Annotated in this window: 10 protein-coding genes and 2 tRNA genes; 11 read left to right on the top strand and 1 reads right to left on the bottom strand. The window is 43.0% G+C overall.

The genetic code is table 4. From position 1 onward, the window contains the following. Positions 1 to 7: 7 nt before the first annotated feature. The 11 genes from CSE00_RS02695 (at position 8) to CSE00_RS02745 (ending at position 8,481) form a co-directional block, all read left to right on the top strand. Positions 8 to 832 carry an ECF transporter S component gene (locus CSE00_RS02695; RefSeq protein ID WP_127943045.1) on the top strand — a complete coding sequence of 275 codons (825 nt, stop codon included), beginning with the start codon at positions 8 to 10 and terminating at the stop codon, positions 830 to 832. After that, entirely contained in the window at positions 822 to 2,063 is a 1,242-nt protein-coding gene (locus CSE00_RS02700; RefSeq protein ID WP_127943046.1) for a class I tRNA ligase family protein, read from the top strand. The genes CSE00_RS02695 and CSE00_RS02700 overlap by 11 nt, the downstream gene beginning before the upstream one ends. Positions 2,064 to 2,073: 10 nt before the next feature. Continuing rightward, positions 2,074 to 2,757 carry a 23S rRNA (guanosine(2251)-2'-O)-methyltransferase RlmB gene (gene rlmB / locus CSE00_RS02705; RefSeq protein WP_127943047.1) on the top strand — a complete coding sequence of 228 codons (684 nt, stop codon included), beginning with the start codon at positions 2,074 to 2,076 and terminating at the stop codon, positions 2,755 to 2,757. Positions 2,758 to 2,764: 7 nt separating this feature from the next. Then, positions 2,765 to 3,280, top strand: a complete 516-nt coding sequence (locus tag CSE00_RS02710) for a sigma-70 family RNA polymerase sigma factor (RefSeq protein WP_127943048.1) — start codon at positions 2,765 to 2,767, stop codon at positions 3,278 to 3,280. Between the two features lie 7 nt (positions 3,281 to 3,287). After that, on the top strand, positions 3,288 to 3,464 hold the full coding sequence (gene secE / locus CSE00_RS02715) for a preprotein translocase subunit SecE (protein ID WP_127943049.1): 177 nt from the start codon (positions 3,288 to 3,290) through the stop codon (positions 3,462 to 3,464). Positions 3,465 to 3,470: 6 nt separating this feature from the next. Next, a complete protein-coding gene (gene nusG, locus CSE00_RS02720; RefSeq protein ID WP_127943050.1) occupies positions 3,471 to 4,043 on the top strand; it encodes a transcription termination/antitermination protein NusG in 573 nt (190 codons plus the stop codon). A gap of 51 nt (positions 4,044 to 4,094) precedes the next feature. Then, positions 4,095 to 4,178: transfer RNA gene (locus CSE00_RS02725), tRNA-Tyr, on the top strand. A 5-nt stretch (positions 4,179 to 4,183) separates the two neighbouring features. Continuing rightward, positions 4,184 to 4,258: transfer RNA gene (locus CSE00_RS02730), tRNA-Gln, on the top strand. Between the two features lie 51 nt (positions 4,259 to 4,309). Further along, positions 4,310 to 6,109 carry a translation elongation factor 4 gene (lepA, locus tag CSE00_RS02735; RefSeq protein ID WP_127943051.1) on the top strand — a complete coding sequence of 600 codons (1,800 nt, stop codon included), beginning with the start codon at positions 4,310 to 4,312 and terminating at the stop codon, positions 6,107 to 6,109. A gap of 43 nt (positions 6,110 to 6,152) precedes the next feature. Then, the gene (locus CSE00_RS02740; protein ID WP_161565550.1) at positions 6,153 to 7,442 is read left to right on the top strand and encodes a hypothetical protein; all 1,290 of its coding nucleotides are present in this window, start codon (positions 6,153 to 6,155) and stop codon (positions 7,440 to 7,442) included. 34 nt (positions 7,443 to 7,476) lie between these two features. Further along, a complete protein-coding gene (locus tag CSE00_RS02745; protein ID WP_127943053.1) occupies positions 7,477 to 8,481 on the top strand; it encodes a hypothetical protein in 1,005 nt (334 codons plus the stop codon). A gap of 1 nt (position 8,482) precedes the next feature. Here CSE00_RS02745 and CSE00_RS02750 read toward each other — a convergent pair whose 3' ends face one another. Beyond that, on the bottom strand, positions 8,483 to 15,232 hold the full coding sequence (locus tag CSE00_RS02750; RefSeq protein WP_127943054.1) for a lipoprotein 17-related variable surface protein: 6,750 nt from the start codon (positions 15,230 to 15,232) through the stop codon (positions 8,483 to 8,485). Positions 15,233 to 15,273: the final 41 nt, after the last annotated feature.

The following is a 15,273-nucleotide window of genomic DNA, read 5'->3' on the forward strand; positions in this document are numbered from 1 at the left end:
GGTAGTCATGTGAGTATTTTGAAAGTCGGTCAGAATTCGGGCTTGGAACATCCGTAAGATCGCCTTTGTTTCCATTTTAATTTCAACTTCGGTCACATTCATTTTAATTTTTTCGAGCGTCATTCCGATCGCCGCTTTACCCTCTTTTAAAATCACTTTGGCCGGACTACCAATTAAACTGACTGGCTATATTTTCGGTCCTTTTATCGGCGCGATTACAGGAATTGCTAGCGACATTATTTCCTTCATGTTTCGGCCCACTTTTTTGCACTGGTGGTACACCTTAGCTTTTGCTTTGGTTGGTTTAATTCCCGGAGTGATCGGTTACATCTTCAACCGCCGCTGACTTAACAAGCAAGACGTGGATAAACTTTTTACCCGTAAATACATTGACTCCAACTTTTTGGTCACGGTAGTTATTTTGCTGCTGATTTTAGTGGGAGTGACAACTTTTGTGGTTCTCCAAGGCGACCAAGTTTTTGAGCGTCAGGAACTGATCACTAATAAGTGGGTTTTTCTTGGCATTTCCATGTTTGGAATTTCGACGATGCTAATCGGAATTTTTGTTTTTCGTTTTGCCCTCAAACCGCGTTCTTTTAACGGCGTAATTCCGATCATCGCTTTTTCGGCGATTTTAGAAATTTGCACCACACCGATTTTAACGCTCGGTGACGTGGCAGTTTGGGGATACGATATGAAGCAGTTTGTCACGCTTTTAACTGGCCACCTAATTTTGACTCCGGCTAAAATTTGGTTTAACCTGTTTGTAATTTACTTCGCCTATAAAATCGTTTCGCCTTTAATTTATAATAAGACCAGCAATGGCTGGTAACGAGCTTTTGATTTATGTTTGTGGTCCGACTGTTTATGATGAGGCTCACGTCGGCAACTTTCGCCCCATCTTAACGTTTGATCTTTTTGTTAGGGCTCAAAAAAGTCTGGGTAAAAAAGTCCATTTAATTCACAACATAACTGACATTGATGACAAAATTATCGCCCGGGCCGAACGGGAAAAAACTAGCGCGTCGGAAGTAGCCCGTAAATACACCAAGTTATACAAAGATTTACTGAAGTTTTATAACGTGACTTGCGTCAGCAAAATGCCGCTTGTCACCCGCCACGTCAAAGATATGCAAAACATAATTCAGCAGTTATTGGACAAAAAAAGCGCCTACCAATCTGAGGGCAACGTTTTCTTTAACGTTGAGCGCGCCCGGAAACACTACGGAGAAGTTTCGGCTCAATCTTTTGAACAAATGGTCAGTCCGACTGAATCGTCTGATCCAAGCAAAAAACACCCGTCTGATTTTGCCCTTTGAAAAAAAACTTTGACCGGCCAGCGCTGAAATAGTCCCTGGTCCAAAGGGCGCCCTGGTTGGCACACTGAGTGCGTGGCGCTAATTGAGCGCTGAGCCCAGGGCCATAAACTTGATTGACACGGTGGCGGAGTGGACTTAATTTTCCCCCACCACGAAAACGAAAACATTCAGTTTAGAACTATCCACGGAAAACCAATTACCACCGAGTGAAAACACGTTGGTCTTGTCAATTGGAAAGACACCAAAATGGCTAAAAGTCTTGGTAATTGAGTCAGTGCGGTTGACTTTGGTCAAAAACACGGTTTTGACACGCTCAGAATGATTTACTTAATGACTAGTCCAACTAGTCCCGTCGATCTTGGCCCAGAATTAATTGACCAAGCTAGTTTGCAAGTCAAACGCTGACACCACGTTCACTTACAAAGTCAACTAGAGCGCTCAACCGGTTTTGCCAGCGAGCAAGAAAAGCAAGTTTTTGAGCAGATTAGCCAGCAAATTAGTCAGTGGAATTTTAGCGCCGCGCTCAAAGTGATTCACGCCCAACTCAAACTTTTTCACGAAAAAAAAACGAGCGGTTACTTAATGCGCAAGATTTTTGCTTTGCTCGGTTTTAAATTTTCCGTGGAAAAACTAACCGACAAACAGCGCCAGCTTTATCAGCGGTGAACTTTGCTTCGCACTAAACAAGATTACCAGGCCGCGGATAAAATTCGGGCTTTACTAATTAAACAAGGACTAATTTAAGAAAACAAAAATGGCAAGTGATCCAAAATTAATTTACGGTAAAAACACGGTTTTAGAAGCGATTAAACACGGCTATCCGTTAAAGCTAGTTTACGTTCAAAAACCGCTTTCCAATCACTTAACCAAGGGCGTGCCGGTGCAAGTTAAATCAAAACAGTTTTTAGACCAGCTAACTAGCGCTAACCACCAAGGCTACGTGGCTCTAGCCAAAAATTATCCTTATGCCGAATTGGAGTCTTTTTGAAAAGACCAGCCGCGCCGCGTCTTGGCGCTGGATCACCTCCAAGACCCCCATAACTTAGGAGCGCTTTTAAGGACTGCTAATGCACTAGGTTGAAAACACGTGCTCATTCCCAAAGACCGCTCAGCCCAAGTTAGTCCCGCGGTTTTAAAAGTCGCGAGCGGAGGTCAAAACGGTCTTAAGATCGCTCGGGTTAACTCGCTCCAAAGCGTTTTAGAAAAGTTTAAAAAGCGCGGATACTGAATTTACGGAGCAACGCTGCAAGGTGAGAATTACCGCGCTGCACCCCTCAACTGACCGTTAATTTTGGTGCTGGGCAGCGAAGCGAAAGGGATCAGCACCACTTTAACTAAACAAGTTGATTTTAAAATTAAAATTCCGATGTTTGGCTCGGTGGAATCGCTCAATGTTTCAGTCAGCGGCGGAATTTTGATGAACCATTTAAGCGAGTAAAACGTTAATGGAGATTGAGAAAATCACCGCGTTAGTTAGTTCGCTTTACGCTCGCACTTTGGAAGTCGTCATTCACCAAGTTTTAGCGCTTTACCGGCAAGTGCCGCTCACTTACGAAGACGCCCACTTAGCGTTTTGCGCCCAAATACCTTGGTTAATTTTTCGTTATCGTCCCCAGTTTGGTTTGAGTTTTAAAACTTTTCTAGCTTTAAAATGCAAGTTCATGGTTCGCACTTTAGCCAAAAGTTACTCAACTAAAAACTACCGACTGCTCAACGAAGCTTACAGTTTAAACGACTCAGAAAGCGCTCAGGAATTTGTCTTAAACTTAGACGAGTCAGCCGAACTGGATTTATCAGTTTTAAGCGTTTTGGAAAAGCAAGTTTACGAGCTCCACTTTGTCAAATCACTCAGTCTTAAAAAGGTTGGTCAGACGCTTGGACTTTCTTACGCCAGAATTAAAACGCTAATTAAATCGCTCAAAAGTAAAGTCAACCTTCAAGTTAAAAGTTTGTATAATTAACGAAGTTATGCAAAGAATCAAACGTTTTATTAAGGAACTTAAGCGTGTGCGTTGACCAACGCTTGGTCAGACGGGCAACACCTTTGTCAAAGCGGTTCTTTTCATCGCGGTGAGCGCTTTATTTTTGCTCGGTTTGGCGCTATTTTTTGCGTTTATATGACGCCACATGGGAATTGGATTGTAGGTTAAAATGGATAAAAAGTGGTACATGATTACGACCATTTCAGGTAAAGAAGATAAAGTGATTGAATCGCTCAAAAACAGGGTTGTTTCTGAAAATATGCAAGATGATTTTGACGAGTTTAAAGTGATGCGCATACCTCACTTAACACCCCGCGAGTTAGCTAAAAAAACCGCTAACCAACCGCACCGCGTTCGCGAGGTTAACCTTTACCCCGGTTACATTTTCATTCGCATGCGAATGGGTAACGAAGCGTGGTTTTTAGTTCGCAACACCGAGTACGTGACTGGTCTAGTGGGCTCATCGGGTCAACGCACTAAACCGACCCCAGTTTCAAATTTAGAGATGCGCAAAATGATCAAAAGAGTCGAAAAAATTCGCCACGATTTTGATGCCGGTATCGTTCGCACTAACTTTGTACCAGGCGTAATTGTGGAAATTATTGATGGACCAGCCAAAGGTCAAATTGGTCCGATTTTAGAAAACGATGACCAGCGTCAAGTGGCTATCGTGGAACTGATCATGTTTGAGCGCAAAACTCCGACCGAAATTAGTTACAAAGATTTAAAAATCCGCAAGTAGGTCGGGCAATCGCAGTCGCACTGTTATATAATATTTTCGTTTCCAGTAGGCGGAGAGATAGTGAAGTGGCTAAACACGGGTGGCTGTAAACCATCTCCTTCGGGTTCGGGGGTTCGAATCCCTCTCTCTCCACCAATAATAGCCCATTAGCCAAATAGGCAAGGCAACGGTTTTTGGTGCCGTGACTGTTGGTTCGAGTCCAACATGGGCTGCCATTCCACCCTAGTGACCGACCTTTTTAACCGAGTAAGGCCTACTTATCGCACATGGATAAAAGCAAAATACGTAATTTCGCCATCATTGCTCACATCGACCACGGCAAATCAACTTTGGCCGACCGGATTTTGGAACTTACCCAAACCGTCAGTCAGCGCGAATTAAAAGCCCAGCACCTTGATTCGATGGAACTTGAGCAAGAACGTGGCATCACAATTAAACTCAACGCGGTTCAGATAGTCTACCAAAGTTATTTGTTTCACTTAATTGACACGCCTGGTCACGTTGATTTTGGTTACGAAGTTTCTCGCTCCTTGTCGGCTTGCGAAGGAGTGCTTTTAGTGGTTGACGCGGCTCAGGGCATCCAAGCCCAAACTTTAGCTAACGTTTACTTAGCGATTGAACACAACTTGGCGATCATCCCGGTGATTAACAAAATTGATTTGCCCACGGCTGATCCAGAGTCAGTTAGTCAGCAGTTGAGTGAGACTTTGGGAATTAAACCGCAAGACATCATAGCCATTTCGGCTAAAACCGGTCAAAATTTACCCGCGGTAATGGAGGCGATTATTCAGCGCATTCCGCCGCCGGCCAACGCCGACAATCATTTGCCGCTTCAAGCGCTTGTCTTTGACTCTTACTACGATACTTACCGGGGAGTGATTTGTTTAGTTAGAATTTTCGGCGGACAAATTAAAGTGGGGGACAGTTTTAAATTTATGTCAACCGGCGAAAAGTTTGACGTGACCGAGCTAGGAATCAAAAATCCCCAGGAAGTAAAGCGCGAGCGTCTCCAGGCGGGCGAAGTCGGTTGACTCGCCGCCGCCATTCGCTCGGCCCAAAGCGTGGCGGTTGGCGACACGATTACTTTAGTTGCTAACCCGTCCGAGCAAGCTTTGCCCGGTTTTAAAAAACTCAAACCGGTCGTTTTTACCGGTTTTTATCCGCTTGATAACGGGCAGTACCCTCAACTGCGTGATAGTCTGGAAAAAATTGCTCTCAGCGATGCGGCCATTGTTTACACGCCCGAGACTTCCCAGGCGCTTGGTCACGGCTACCGAATTGGGTTTCTCGGCCTTTTACACATGGAAGTTTTACAGCAACGTTTAGAACGCGAATTTAAACTTGATTTAGTGACAACCGCTCCGACTGTGAGTTATCGTCTTAAACTAACTGACGGTCGGGAGTTAACGATTGAGAACCCGTCTGTTTGACCCGATAAATCGCGGATTTTAGAAACGCTAGAACCTTTTATTAAAGCCGAGATTATCGTGGTGGAAAAATACCTCGGGCAAGTTTTGGATTTATGCCAATCGCGCCGCGGCACTTACTTAAAAATGGAATACCTTGATCACTTGCGTCGGAAAGTGATTTACCGTCTACCGCTCGCCGAAGTGATTTTTGACTTTTTTGACCACCTTAAATCGCTGTCCAAAGGTTATGCGACTTTTGACTACGAGTTTGATGCTTACCAAGTTAGTAAGTTAGTTAAAGTTGACATTTTACTCAACGGTGAGCCTGCCGATGCTTTTGCGTTCATCGCCGAGAAAGATCGCGCTTATGCTCGTGCTCGTCAACTGGTTGAGAGACTTAAGGAAGTAATTCCGCGCCACAACTTTGAAATTCCCGTTCAAGCGGCAATCGGAGCGAAAGTAATTGCCCGGGAAACAATTAAAGCTTTTCGGAAAGATGTGACGGCAAAGCTTTATGGAGGGGACCGGACCCGACGCGATAAACTGCTTAAAAAGCAGAAAAAAGGTAAACAGCGCGCCCGGCAATTCGGAGTTGTTAACGTTCCGCAAGAGGCGTTTTTAGCCGTGCTGAAAACTGACCACGATAAGCACCGTTAACAAAAATTGACATTTAGATACAATTCTATGACATAATAGAAATATGAATTTAGTTAGGAAAAAGTTGCGGACCTTGTTTAATCGTAATAATGGCTCTTTTGATGTCTTTTGCTTGCTAGTTCAAGGACAAAGTTTGGATGCGATTAGTCAGAAACTGAAAATACCCAAACCGATCGTCAAAAAAATGCGCGAAAGTATTTACCGGACAGTTTTGTCCGTTTTAACTAACCAAGTTAAAATTTTTAAGAACACTACTTATGAACAACTTTTTAACTTGCAGCAAGTGTCAGTTGACAAACTTGATGATTACACTACCATTGCTTACTTAGCCCGCCGTTATAAAATGATTAACAACGTGCTTTACAAGCGCTCTTACTTTCGCCAAGAAGTTATTAAGCAGCGGAAAAAGTTTTCCGAGCAGGGTTTTATCAAAATTAATCCCTTTTGAATGCCGCCGCATCGATCGGTTAAAGTTGACGGATTAATTTTTGGTAACGCTCAGTACTTAATTCGCCACTGACTCACGACTTCAGACTTAGAATACATCACGATTAACCAAAGTTTAATTGAAAAACTTAACCGGATAGGTTATAAATCATCGCGCCGTTCTTTAATTGCAACTTTAGAACGTCAAGAGTGACTTTTGAAAATTGACTCCAACAAATTTCGCTTAGCGCGCAACCAAGACGCAGATTTGGCCGCCCAAATTTACGCCCTCGTCAGCGCGGTTGAACACCACCCTCTTTTAACTAAAAACAAGTTTATGAAGCTAGTCGCTCCCGTTATAACTGAGAATGACTTAGTTTGCGACGAACCATACTACTTACTCAAAAAGTTTTATGGTCAAGTTTTGCGTTTTTCAGTTGGTAATTCCATGACAATTTATCTAGACGCTAACTTAGATAACAACGCTCCGCTATTTAGTCGACTAGTCAACTACTGCGGACGCCGTCCGTCGGTTTTTCCCAGCGATGAATTTTTCCGTCTCTTTGGAGGATCACCCTACGTGGTCCAAAACAACAACTTTTTGTGGCGCGCCCGAGGGAATCAAATCGCTTACTTAGATTTGACTTATAACCGCAAAAAACTACGTACCTTAATTAGCAATTGGTTTACCGAGCAAGGCGGTCAACGACTGACGCTAAGTAAATACAAACAGTTTTTGAAAAAATCCGACGATCCTTACTTGCAAGTTCTCTACCAAATTCCCGAGTACTTAAGAATTTTAAAACGCGTTTTTGGTCGTGAAGTGGAAATTTTAAAAACAGGATCCATCGTGTTTTTACCAATTCAAAAACAAGTTTTGTTGGACAAACCAGTTTTGAAACATTAGCTTTAACGAGCTCCGCAGTTATAATTAAAGTTAGATGGCCCAACAAGTTCCGTTCGATTTAACTTACGAAATTGAAAAATGTTTACGAATAATTGACCGAATTAGCAATTACACAGTTGATAGTTTTAGTGCTGATGATGTTTTTAAACACACCCAAATGATTTTGCGTTCTGACTACGCCAAGTATCTCCGCCAGTCGTATTCCGAACCGAGCAATTTGCTAGACGTTTTTAAAATCAACCAAATCTTGCTTTTAGTGCTCAATTTATTTACCAAATTACGCGAGCAGAAAGTGCTGGACGATTGATTTACCCAAAGCAAAGATTACCAGTGGAAGTTTTTTGTACTTCAAAACATCATCATGATGGGCAACGAAATTCAAATGAACTTAGAACTTAATCTGGCTTTTTCTTCGCTTGCTAAAATTCGTCAGTACTTTGAACTTTACGCTATCCACTATTTAATCGAAAAGTACGGATCGCACGTTTTTGACCATTTTCTGATCCACGGCATGAAAAACATGCGTAAATTCGCCGAGTTTTTTGCTCCATGAGCTCAAAACGGCGCGGGCCTTTTTGGCCAACTTGGTCGCCAATTTTTCTCACGCAAGCAAGTTCGCAGTCCTTACGGATGAATGCAGAAGATTAAAAACCTAGACCGCGAAGACCGCAAAATTAAACTGATTATTCAAAATGGCATTCGAGACGATAAATACTTGAAACACATTTATTTGCAGTCTAACTTTCCCAACCACGCCTCTTCCTTTATGTTTGCGACTTACGCCAGCCAAACGACTTATCTGCAACTTAGTCGTTACGCGAGTCAAATGGTGTTTCACGCCTACTTATGATTGCTAGGCGTTTTTAACCAGACGATCAGAAATAATTTTGCTAATCTGGCTAGTCAGCACAAAAAAACCGAACTCAAACTTTTACTGAAACTTTTTGATTTACTGGGCGAATACATCGGACAGGTCGGATTAACTAACCGTCAAAAACTGGAAAAAAACACTTTTACCGAAACCGATTGAAAAGATTAACTTACGCTTTTTTAAGACCTACCACGGTGACATTTTTAAGGCGGTAAGCTAACGCGTGAGTGGCGTGAACACGCAAAATTGCCGAACCGCGCGTGTTGTTTGGGTAAATAATTTCGTAAGTCACTTTGACGCTATGGTGGTGCTCAATTTTTATGTCGATGCCCACTGTAGCAAGATCTTTAGGTCGGCGAAACTTCATGTGGTAGTCGTAAGGAAGCATATCTTTAATAGAAGTTTCAACTTCATCGGGTAGTTGCGCAATTACGGCTTCTACGGCTTTGAGAGCGGTTAAGAAACCTCGCAAAATGGTAATCGTTCCCAACACGAAAGTTGCACCGTCTTTTAAAATTGTAAAACTAGTGCGGACATTTCCGGCTACGTCATCGGTCGCGTAAATTTCTATGTTCAAGACTCAGTTGTCGGGAATGTAAAGTTCCTCAAGTCCTAAATCCTTCAAAGTCACTTTGGCACGATAAGCTCCAATATCTGTCGGCATATCATTGGTCCGACTGGTAGTTTGTTTTTGAATGAAGTCCATGAACCACGTTCTGACTTCACCAGATGTTTTATCGTTAAGCGCTTGAAAGCCGCCGACTGTAATTTGTTTTTCTTTCTTAGCTTGACCTTTAGTAATTTTTACTTTGACGTTAACTGAACCGGTGAAGTTGTCCACCAAAGCAATTTCGTATTCCACTTTGGCGCCGCTCAATTCTTCCTTAGTGGCAGCGGTGATGCCGAGCAGTTTTTCGTCCACGAGATCTTTGTTTTTGAAAAGTTCGCGCGGATACTTTTTGTTAAATTGGGTTTTGGCGTCAATTATCGTGTTACGGGCTAATCTTTCCACAATTTCTAAGTCATGGTGGTAAGTGTCTTGGTAACCGCTGAGCGTAATCTCGTGCTCTTCAATCACCTTTTGACCGCGTTTAAGCACCATTTTTAGTTTTAGGATTCCTTCATCATCAAACGCTTCAAGCGGCACGAATTCGGCCGTTCAGCCAGCTGGTAGTTTTGGCATTTTAAGACCAATTTCTTCCGCTGAGTGACTTTGGTCTTTTGCAAACGAGGAAGGCAAAACGTCGTTTCTTAAACTAGTTTTGGTTTTTTTAATTTGCTCAACTAGTTTGACAACGATTTCTTTCTCGTAGGCTAAGTTAGTCTTGAGTCCTTGGACAAGAATTCTTTTCTCTTCCGCCGCGTCGGACTTAATAACGCGCACGATCAAAGTTAAAATTCCGTCTTCGTTATCTTGCTCGGCAATTATGTAACGCAAAACAACATTTAATTCCTTGGCGCTTGGAACAGTCGGTAAGCCGAGTTTTTGGGGGTCTACTTCCTCGCCAACGTTGCCTACGTCAAGTGGTCTTAAGTTAGCAAATTCGCCACTTACTTTCCAATCTTTTATTTCTTTTAGCACCAATTTGACATCGTCTTGGTCTTGTTGGTGACGAGTTTTAAAACCGGAAAGAGTGAAAGTGTGCCGAAAACTTTCCCGTTTTAGTCAACGAAGCGAAGCTTCTAAAGTGATCGTTCCGGTTTTGTCTTCGATGTCGGTGATGGATAAACTAATTTTTCAACCGATCGGAACAAGCGGCATTAGGATTGCAAGATCTATGGGTTCGACCGGACCTATTTTAAAGAGCTGACTCGCCAAATCTTTGGCAAAGATTGTTTTTCGATCGTTAAGAAGCGGTCAAATTTTCTTGACGATTCTCGCTTGGTACTCTAAGTTAGTTTCAAACCCACTAACAACCGTTTCTCGGAAATTTTTGGTTTGACCTTTGCTAACGTTAACTTGAACTTTCATAGTTCCTGTTTCATCGTCAAGACTGAGCACCTCTAAATCAATGCTTAGCCCGCGCGGATCAATCGCGGCTGGCAACTTAGCGTCCAAGTCAGCCAGCGTAATTATTTGGTGCAGTTTGAAAATTTCACCGGCTCTTTTTTCGTTAAGCTTAGGACCGATCTTTATTGACTTAAGCGCGTCTAACACGGCGCTAACATCAATTTGATTTTGTTCGGCTTGAGTGCGAAAACCGCTAATTTGAACTTCGACAGTTTCAAGCAATTTACCGTTTTTATAAATTTCAACTTCCAAGTTAATTGTGCCTTGCTCGTCGTCAAAAGTTTTCACTTTGTACTTGGGATCTAGCCCAGTCGGTAAAAGCGGCGGACTGCTCACGCCCAGCGCGCTCAAGTCTTCTCCAAAAAGTTTGCTAGCCGCATTAGGCATCAAATCAACTCGACTAGTTTGGACGCTTTCCCACTCGGACAAAAACTTCTTAATTGCCAACTGATCCCGGTCTTGTTCGGTTTGAAAGCCGCTCACTTTAAATTGACGACTAGTGTTAGCTTGACCCTTGGTAATTTTGACTTCAATTAACACCTCACCGTTTGAGTCGTCGATCTCAATTACTTGGTAAGTTAAGTTAGCGTCGCCCACTTTGGTTGGGTCAAGATTTTCAAAACCTAGGTCAGCCGGGTTAATTAGATCACCGACTTTAGTTATTTTGCTAAGTTGAGTGTTGCGAAAACTGTCATTCGCATTTTGATCTTGAACTAGTGCGGCGATCTCTTCAACGTCTTCTTGGTCTTGCTGAGCTTGTTTTTTGTAACCCTTAACTACAAATTGGTGTTTTATGGCTGGGTGATCGCGTCACTTTAGAGAGGCCTCAAAATGAACCTCACCGCCGGGATTATCTAACTTAAGTACTTCCCAAGTAATTTCTCATTCCGGTGGCAGCTCGGGTTGTTTAAATCCAAGTTGGTCGGCCTCCACCTCGCCCAGTTTGAAAACCGATCCTGGCGTTTTGTCCTGGTCGCTGGTGGTCAAATTCTCGAGTTGTTTCCAAACTTGCTCAGCTACTCGGTTCTGATAAGAGCTGTTGTCATCAAAACCGGTCAAAACTCTTTCGCCGTCGTCAGTAATTTGACCTTTAGTGACGGTGATTTTAACTTTGGCTTCGCCGTTTTCGTCGTCAAGAGTTAAAATTTCCAACTCAATTTCTACTCCGCGTCGATCAATAGTTTTCGGCCACGGGAAATCAATTTCTTCCAAAGTGATTTTTTGCCCAATTTCAAAAACTTGGCTCGGTCTTTTTTGACTAAATTTATCGCTAACTCTAATTTCCTTGAGCAGTTCCAAAATTTTGCTCACATCAAGTTGGTGTTGAACCGCGGTGGTTCGAAAACCTTTGACCACGACGGTGACTTTTTGAACTAACTGGCCTTTTTTACTAATCTCTGCTTCCAGAGTAATCGTTCCGCTTTCGTCGTCAAAAGTTTTGATCATGTATTTGACGCTGAAGTGCTCGGGTAACTGAGGATGCTCATCCACGCCAAGGTCGGCTAAGCTAGCATCAAACATCTTAGCCGCGTCACGTGGTAGGTAAGTGACCAAGGTCGTTTTGACACTTTCCCAGGCGCTTAAAAACTCTTTAATCGCGCTTTCGTCGCGCTGTTTCTCGGTCTGGTAACCGGTCACTTTGAAAATGCGTCTTTCCAGCGATTCGCCTTTTTCAATGGCCGCTTCAAGCGTCAGTTCGCCGTTTTCGTCATCGATTTTAACGACGCGGTAAGTGATTTTAGCACTGCCGATTTGCTCTGGACTTGGCGATTCAAAACCAAGGTCGCTCGGGTTAACTAGCTCATCAACTTTGGCAATTTTGCTTAGTTGACTTTGACCAAAGGAGGCGTGAGCGGTTTGATCCTTAATTAGCGCGGCGATTTTTTCAACATCTTCCTGGTCTTTAGTTGATTGTCTTTTAAAACCACTGACAGTGAAGCGGTATTTTAGAGGCGGAGTATCACGTCATCGCAAAGTTGCTTCAAAACCAACTTGTCCGCCTGCATCGCGAATTTCAACCACTTTTAATTCCATTTTTCATTCAAAAGGTAAAATCGGCAACATGAAACCAATTTCATCTAGACCAACTGGTCCAAGTTTAAAAATTTGGCTAGGCACTTTGTCGCTGGTTTTGACTTTTAAATCGGTTAATAAGTCGCTAATCCGTTGTCCCTCGCGTTGACGGTAGCGCTCGTTAGTGTCAAAACCACTAATGATGGATTCGCGCTTTTTGCTGTGGACTCCTTTGCTAACGGTAATTTCCACTTTGGCTTGGCCGTGCTCGTCGTCAAGTTCTAATATTTTGACTTCCACTTTCATGCCAGCCCGGTCGATGTCACGTGGTCAAGGAATGTAAAAATCTTCTAGTTCCGCTGTTTGACCTTCTTTGAAAACTTGACTCGGACGCTTATCTGCTAGCCTTTCGCCGGCCGTTAGCTCACCTAGTCCGTTAATAATGCCGCCAATGTCGATCAGGTGTTGTTCAGATGAAGTTCGGTAACCGCGCACTTTAACTTGGGCAGTTTTGATTTCTTTGCCTTGTCGGGAGATTATTACGCGTAAGTTGATGATTCCGTTGTCGTCGTCAAAATTTTCAATTTCATAACGCGCTTCCAAACCACCAGTCAGTTGGGGAGGATTTTCTACGCCCAGCTTGCTTAGTTCGCCTTTAAAAATCGCCGCCACTAGTTTGGCTAAAAGACCGCTGGTACTAGTTTTGACGTTTTCTCAATCTTTCAGAAACTGAGCAATCGCACTTTGGTCGCGTTCGTTTTGGTTTTGGAAACCGCTCACCACAAACGTGATCCGACGTTCTGAGTTACGCTTTTTCCCGATTACTTCCACGGTTAGTTTCCCATCGGTGTCATCAATTGAGAACACGCGCAGTGTCACTTCCACGCCGTTTAGTTGATCGTTGCTTGGCAATTTGACACCGAGTGCTCGGGCGGAAACAACTTGGCCTTGTTTAAACATTTCGCTAACTTGCTTGTCGCGGTTAGATTCCTGGGTAACTTGGTCTTGGAAAAGACCAACCACTTTGTTTACGTCTTCTTGGTCTTGTTCAACCAAAGTTTTAAATCCAGTTATACGGGATTTACCTTGGGCGATGACTTGGTTATCAGCGTCACGAAGTTCCAAAAATAAATCAATCCGACCTTGGTCTTCTTCGTAAGAATCCATATTAATGATGAGTTTTAAGTGGTCGGGCAATTTTGGTCATTTGACACCGAGCGATTCAGGCGTAAAAGGTTTGTTTTTAATGATGTCACGCACTAAAATGTCAGTTTTGTCAGTTTGAGAAACTTTGGTCTTTTGGATAAACTGGTGCGCGATTTCGTGGTCGAACTGCTGCAGAGTTTTCAGTCCTGATAGTTCGATTGTTTTGCTTGCTGTTGAATCCCCGTACTTGAAGTCAATTTTGATTTCAATCGTACCTTTTTGGTCATCATGGGAGACTACGCTGACTAGACCTGAAAGTTTTTTTCAATCAAGGTTAGGAATCGGTTCAAAGATTAAGTTTAGTTTTTGGTAGTCAAGCGGTCAGTCCGGTTTTTCCCTTCACTGACTTGGCAATTGTTCAGCTCAGTTGGCGTGAACTTTTTGATCTTTGAGCGAGTCCAGTAGTTTGTGAAGTTGTTTTTTTTCAAAATTAATCTCGTCAAGAAAACCGCCGATTTCCACGCTGCGGCCGTCTAGATTAGTGTCTTCGTGGTAGACGCTAACTAAAAATGTTGCGCTTCCTTTGACATCGTTAATTTTGGCCACCGTCGCTTCAAAACGTCATTTATCGGGCAAAGTCGGTCAGTTAATGCGAATTTTTTGCAGATCCGTTTGACCTAGTTTGAGTATATCGCTCGCTTTTTGGTCGCCGTGGTCAGCCCGCAATTTAAGCGCTTTGGCAAAAAAATCGTCAATCACGCTTTTACGGTAAACACTCTTAGACAAAAAGCCGTGGATTCTGACCACTTTTTGGTCACTAATTTTGCCGCGGTTAATCGTAACTCTCACGATGATTGCGCCAGTTTCATCGTTTTTTTTGAGAGTTTCGTACTGCAAATCTACGCCGTTATTTTTTTCTAAATCCCAAGGCTTACCACCAATGTTTTCCCAGTAGGTGTCTTGCTCGGTGAGATCAATTTCGGAAGGCAGAAGAGATTGGTTAGAAGGCTTAGTTTTTTGGTCCACTAACAGCGCTTTAATTTCTTCAACGATGATTTTATTGTGGGTGTTATGGTTTTTGAATCCGGCAACTTTGTACTTCTGCTTGTGCTTAGCTTGCCCGTTCTTTTTTAAAGTCGCTTCAACCACGACATAACCTTCGTCGTCGTCAACCTCTACCACGTTAAGATCAACTTCTCAACCGTGGGATAAGTCGTATTTGTTTAGACCGATTTTATCAAAGTCGGCGGGACCAATTTGACAACTTTCGCTCGGCAGTTTTTGCTCGTGAAGCGTTTTGTTAGCACTAATCATGTACTCGGACCATTTTTCAACTGCTTCGCGATCGTGGTCGGTTTTTTTAGCGAAGTTAATCACGTTAAAATTGCGGACAATGTGACGTGACTCATGACTTAACTTAAGTCTTACGCTGACTAGTCCGGTGTGGTCATCAAGGTCGTCAATCGTTAAAGTTGTGGTGAACTTATCAAGCGAAGGCGGCAAAGTGATGCCCAGATCATCGGCGCTCACTTCTTGGTTAATTTCAAATGTTTCCGAAGGAACTAGGTCGGTATGGTATGTTTCTATTTCTTCAATTTCGTTGAGTTCTGACTCAACCTCTTCCAGCGAAGAAGTTTTTTGGGGTCAACAACTGGCACAAGCAAACACGCCACCGCCGAGCGACACTACGGCACCAAGCATTCAAAACGCTTTTTTCAAACGCACTATACCAACTGACTTTCTTTTCAAACTAATTATAACGCTAAGCGCCAACTTGTTAACTAGTTCTT

It is taken from the genome of Mycoplasma sp. ATU-Cv-703, from assembly GCA_004011965.1.
GTDB lineage: Bacteria > Bacillota_I > Bacilli_A > Mycoplasmatales > Metamycoplasmataceae > RYZV01.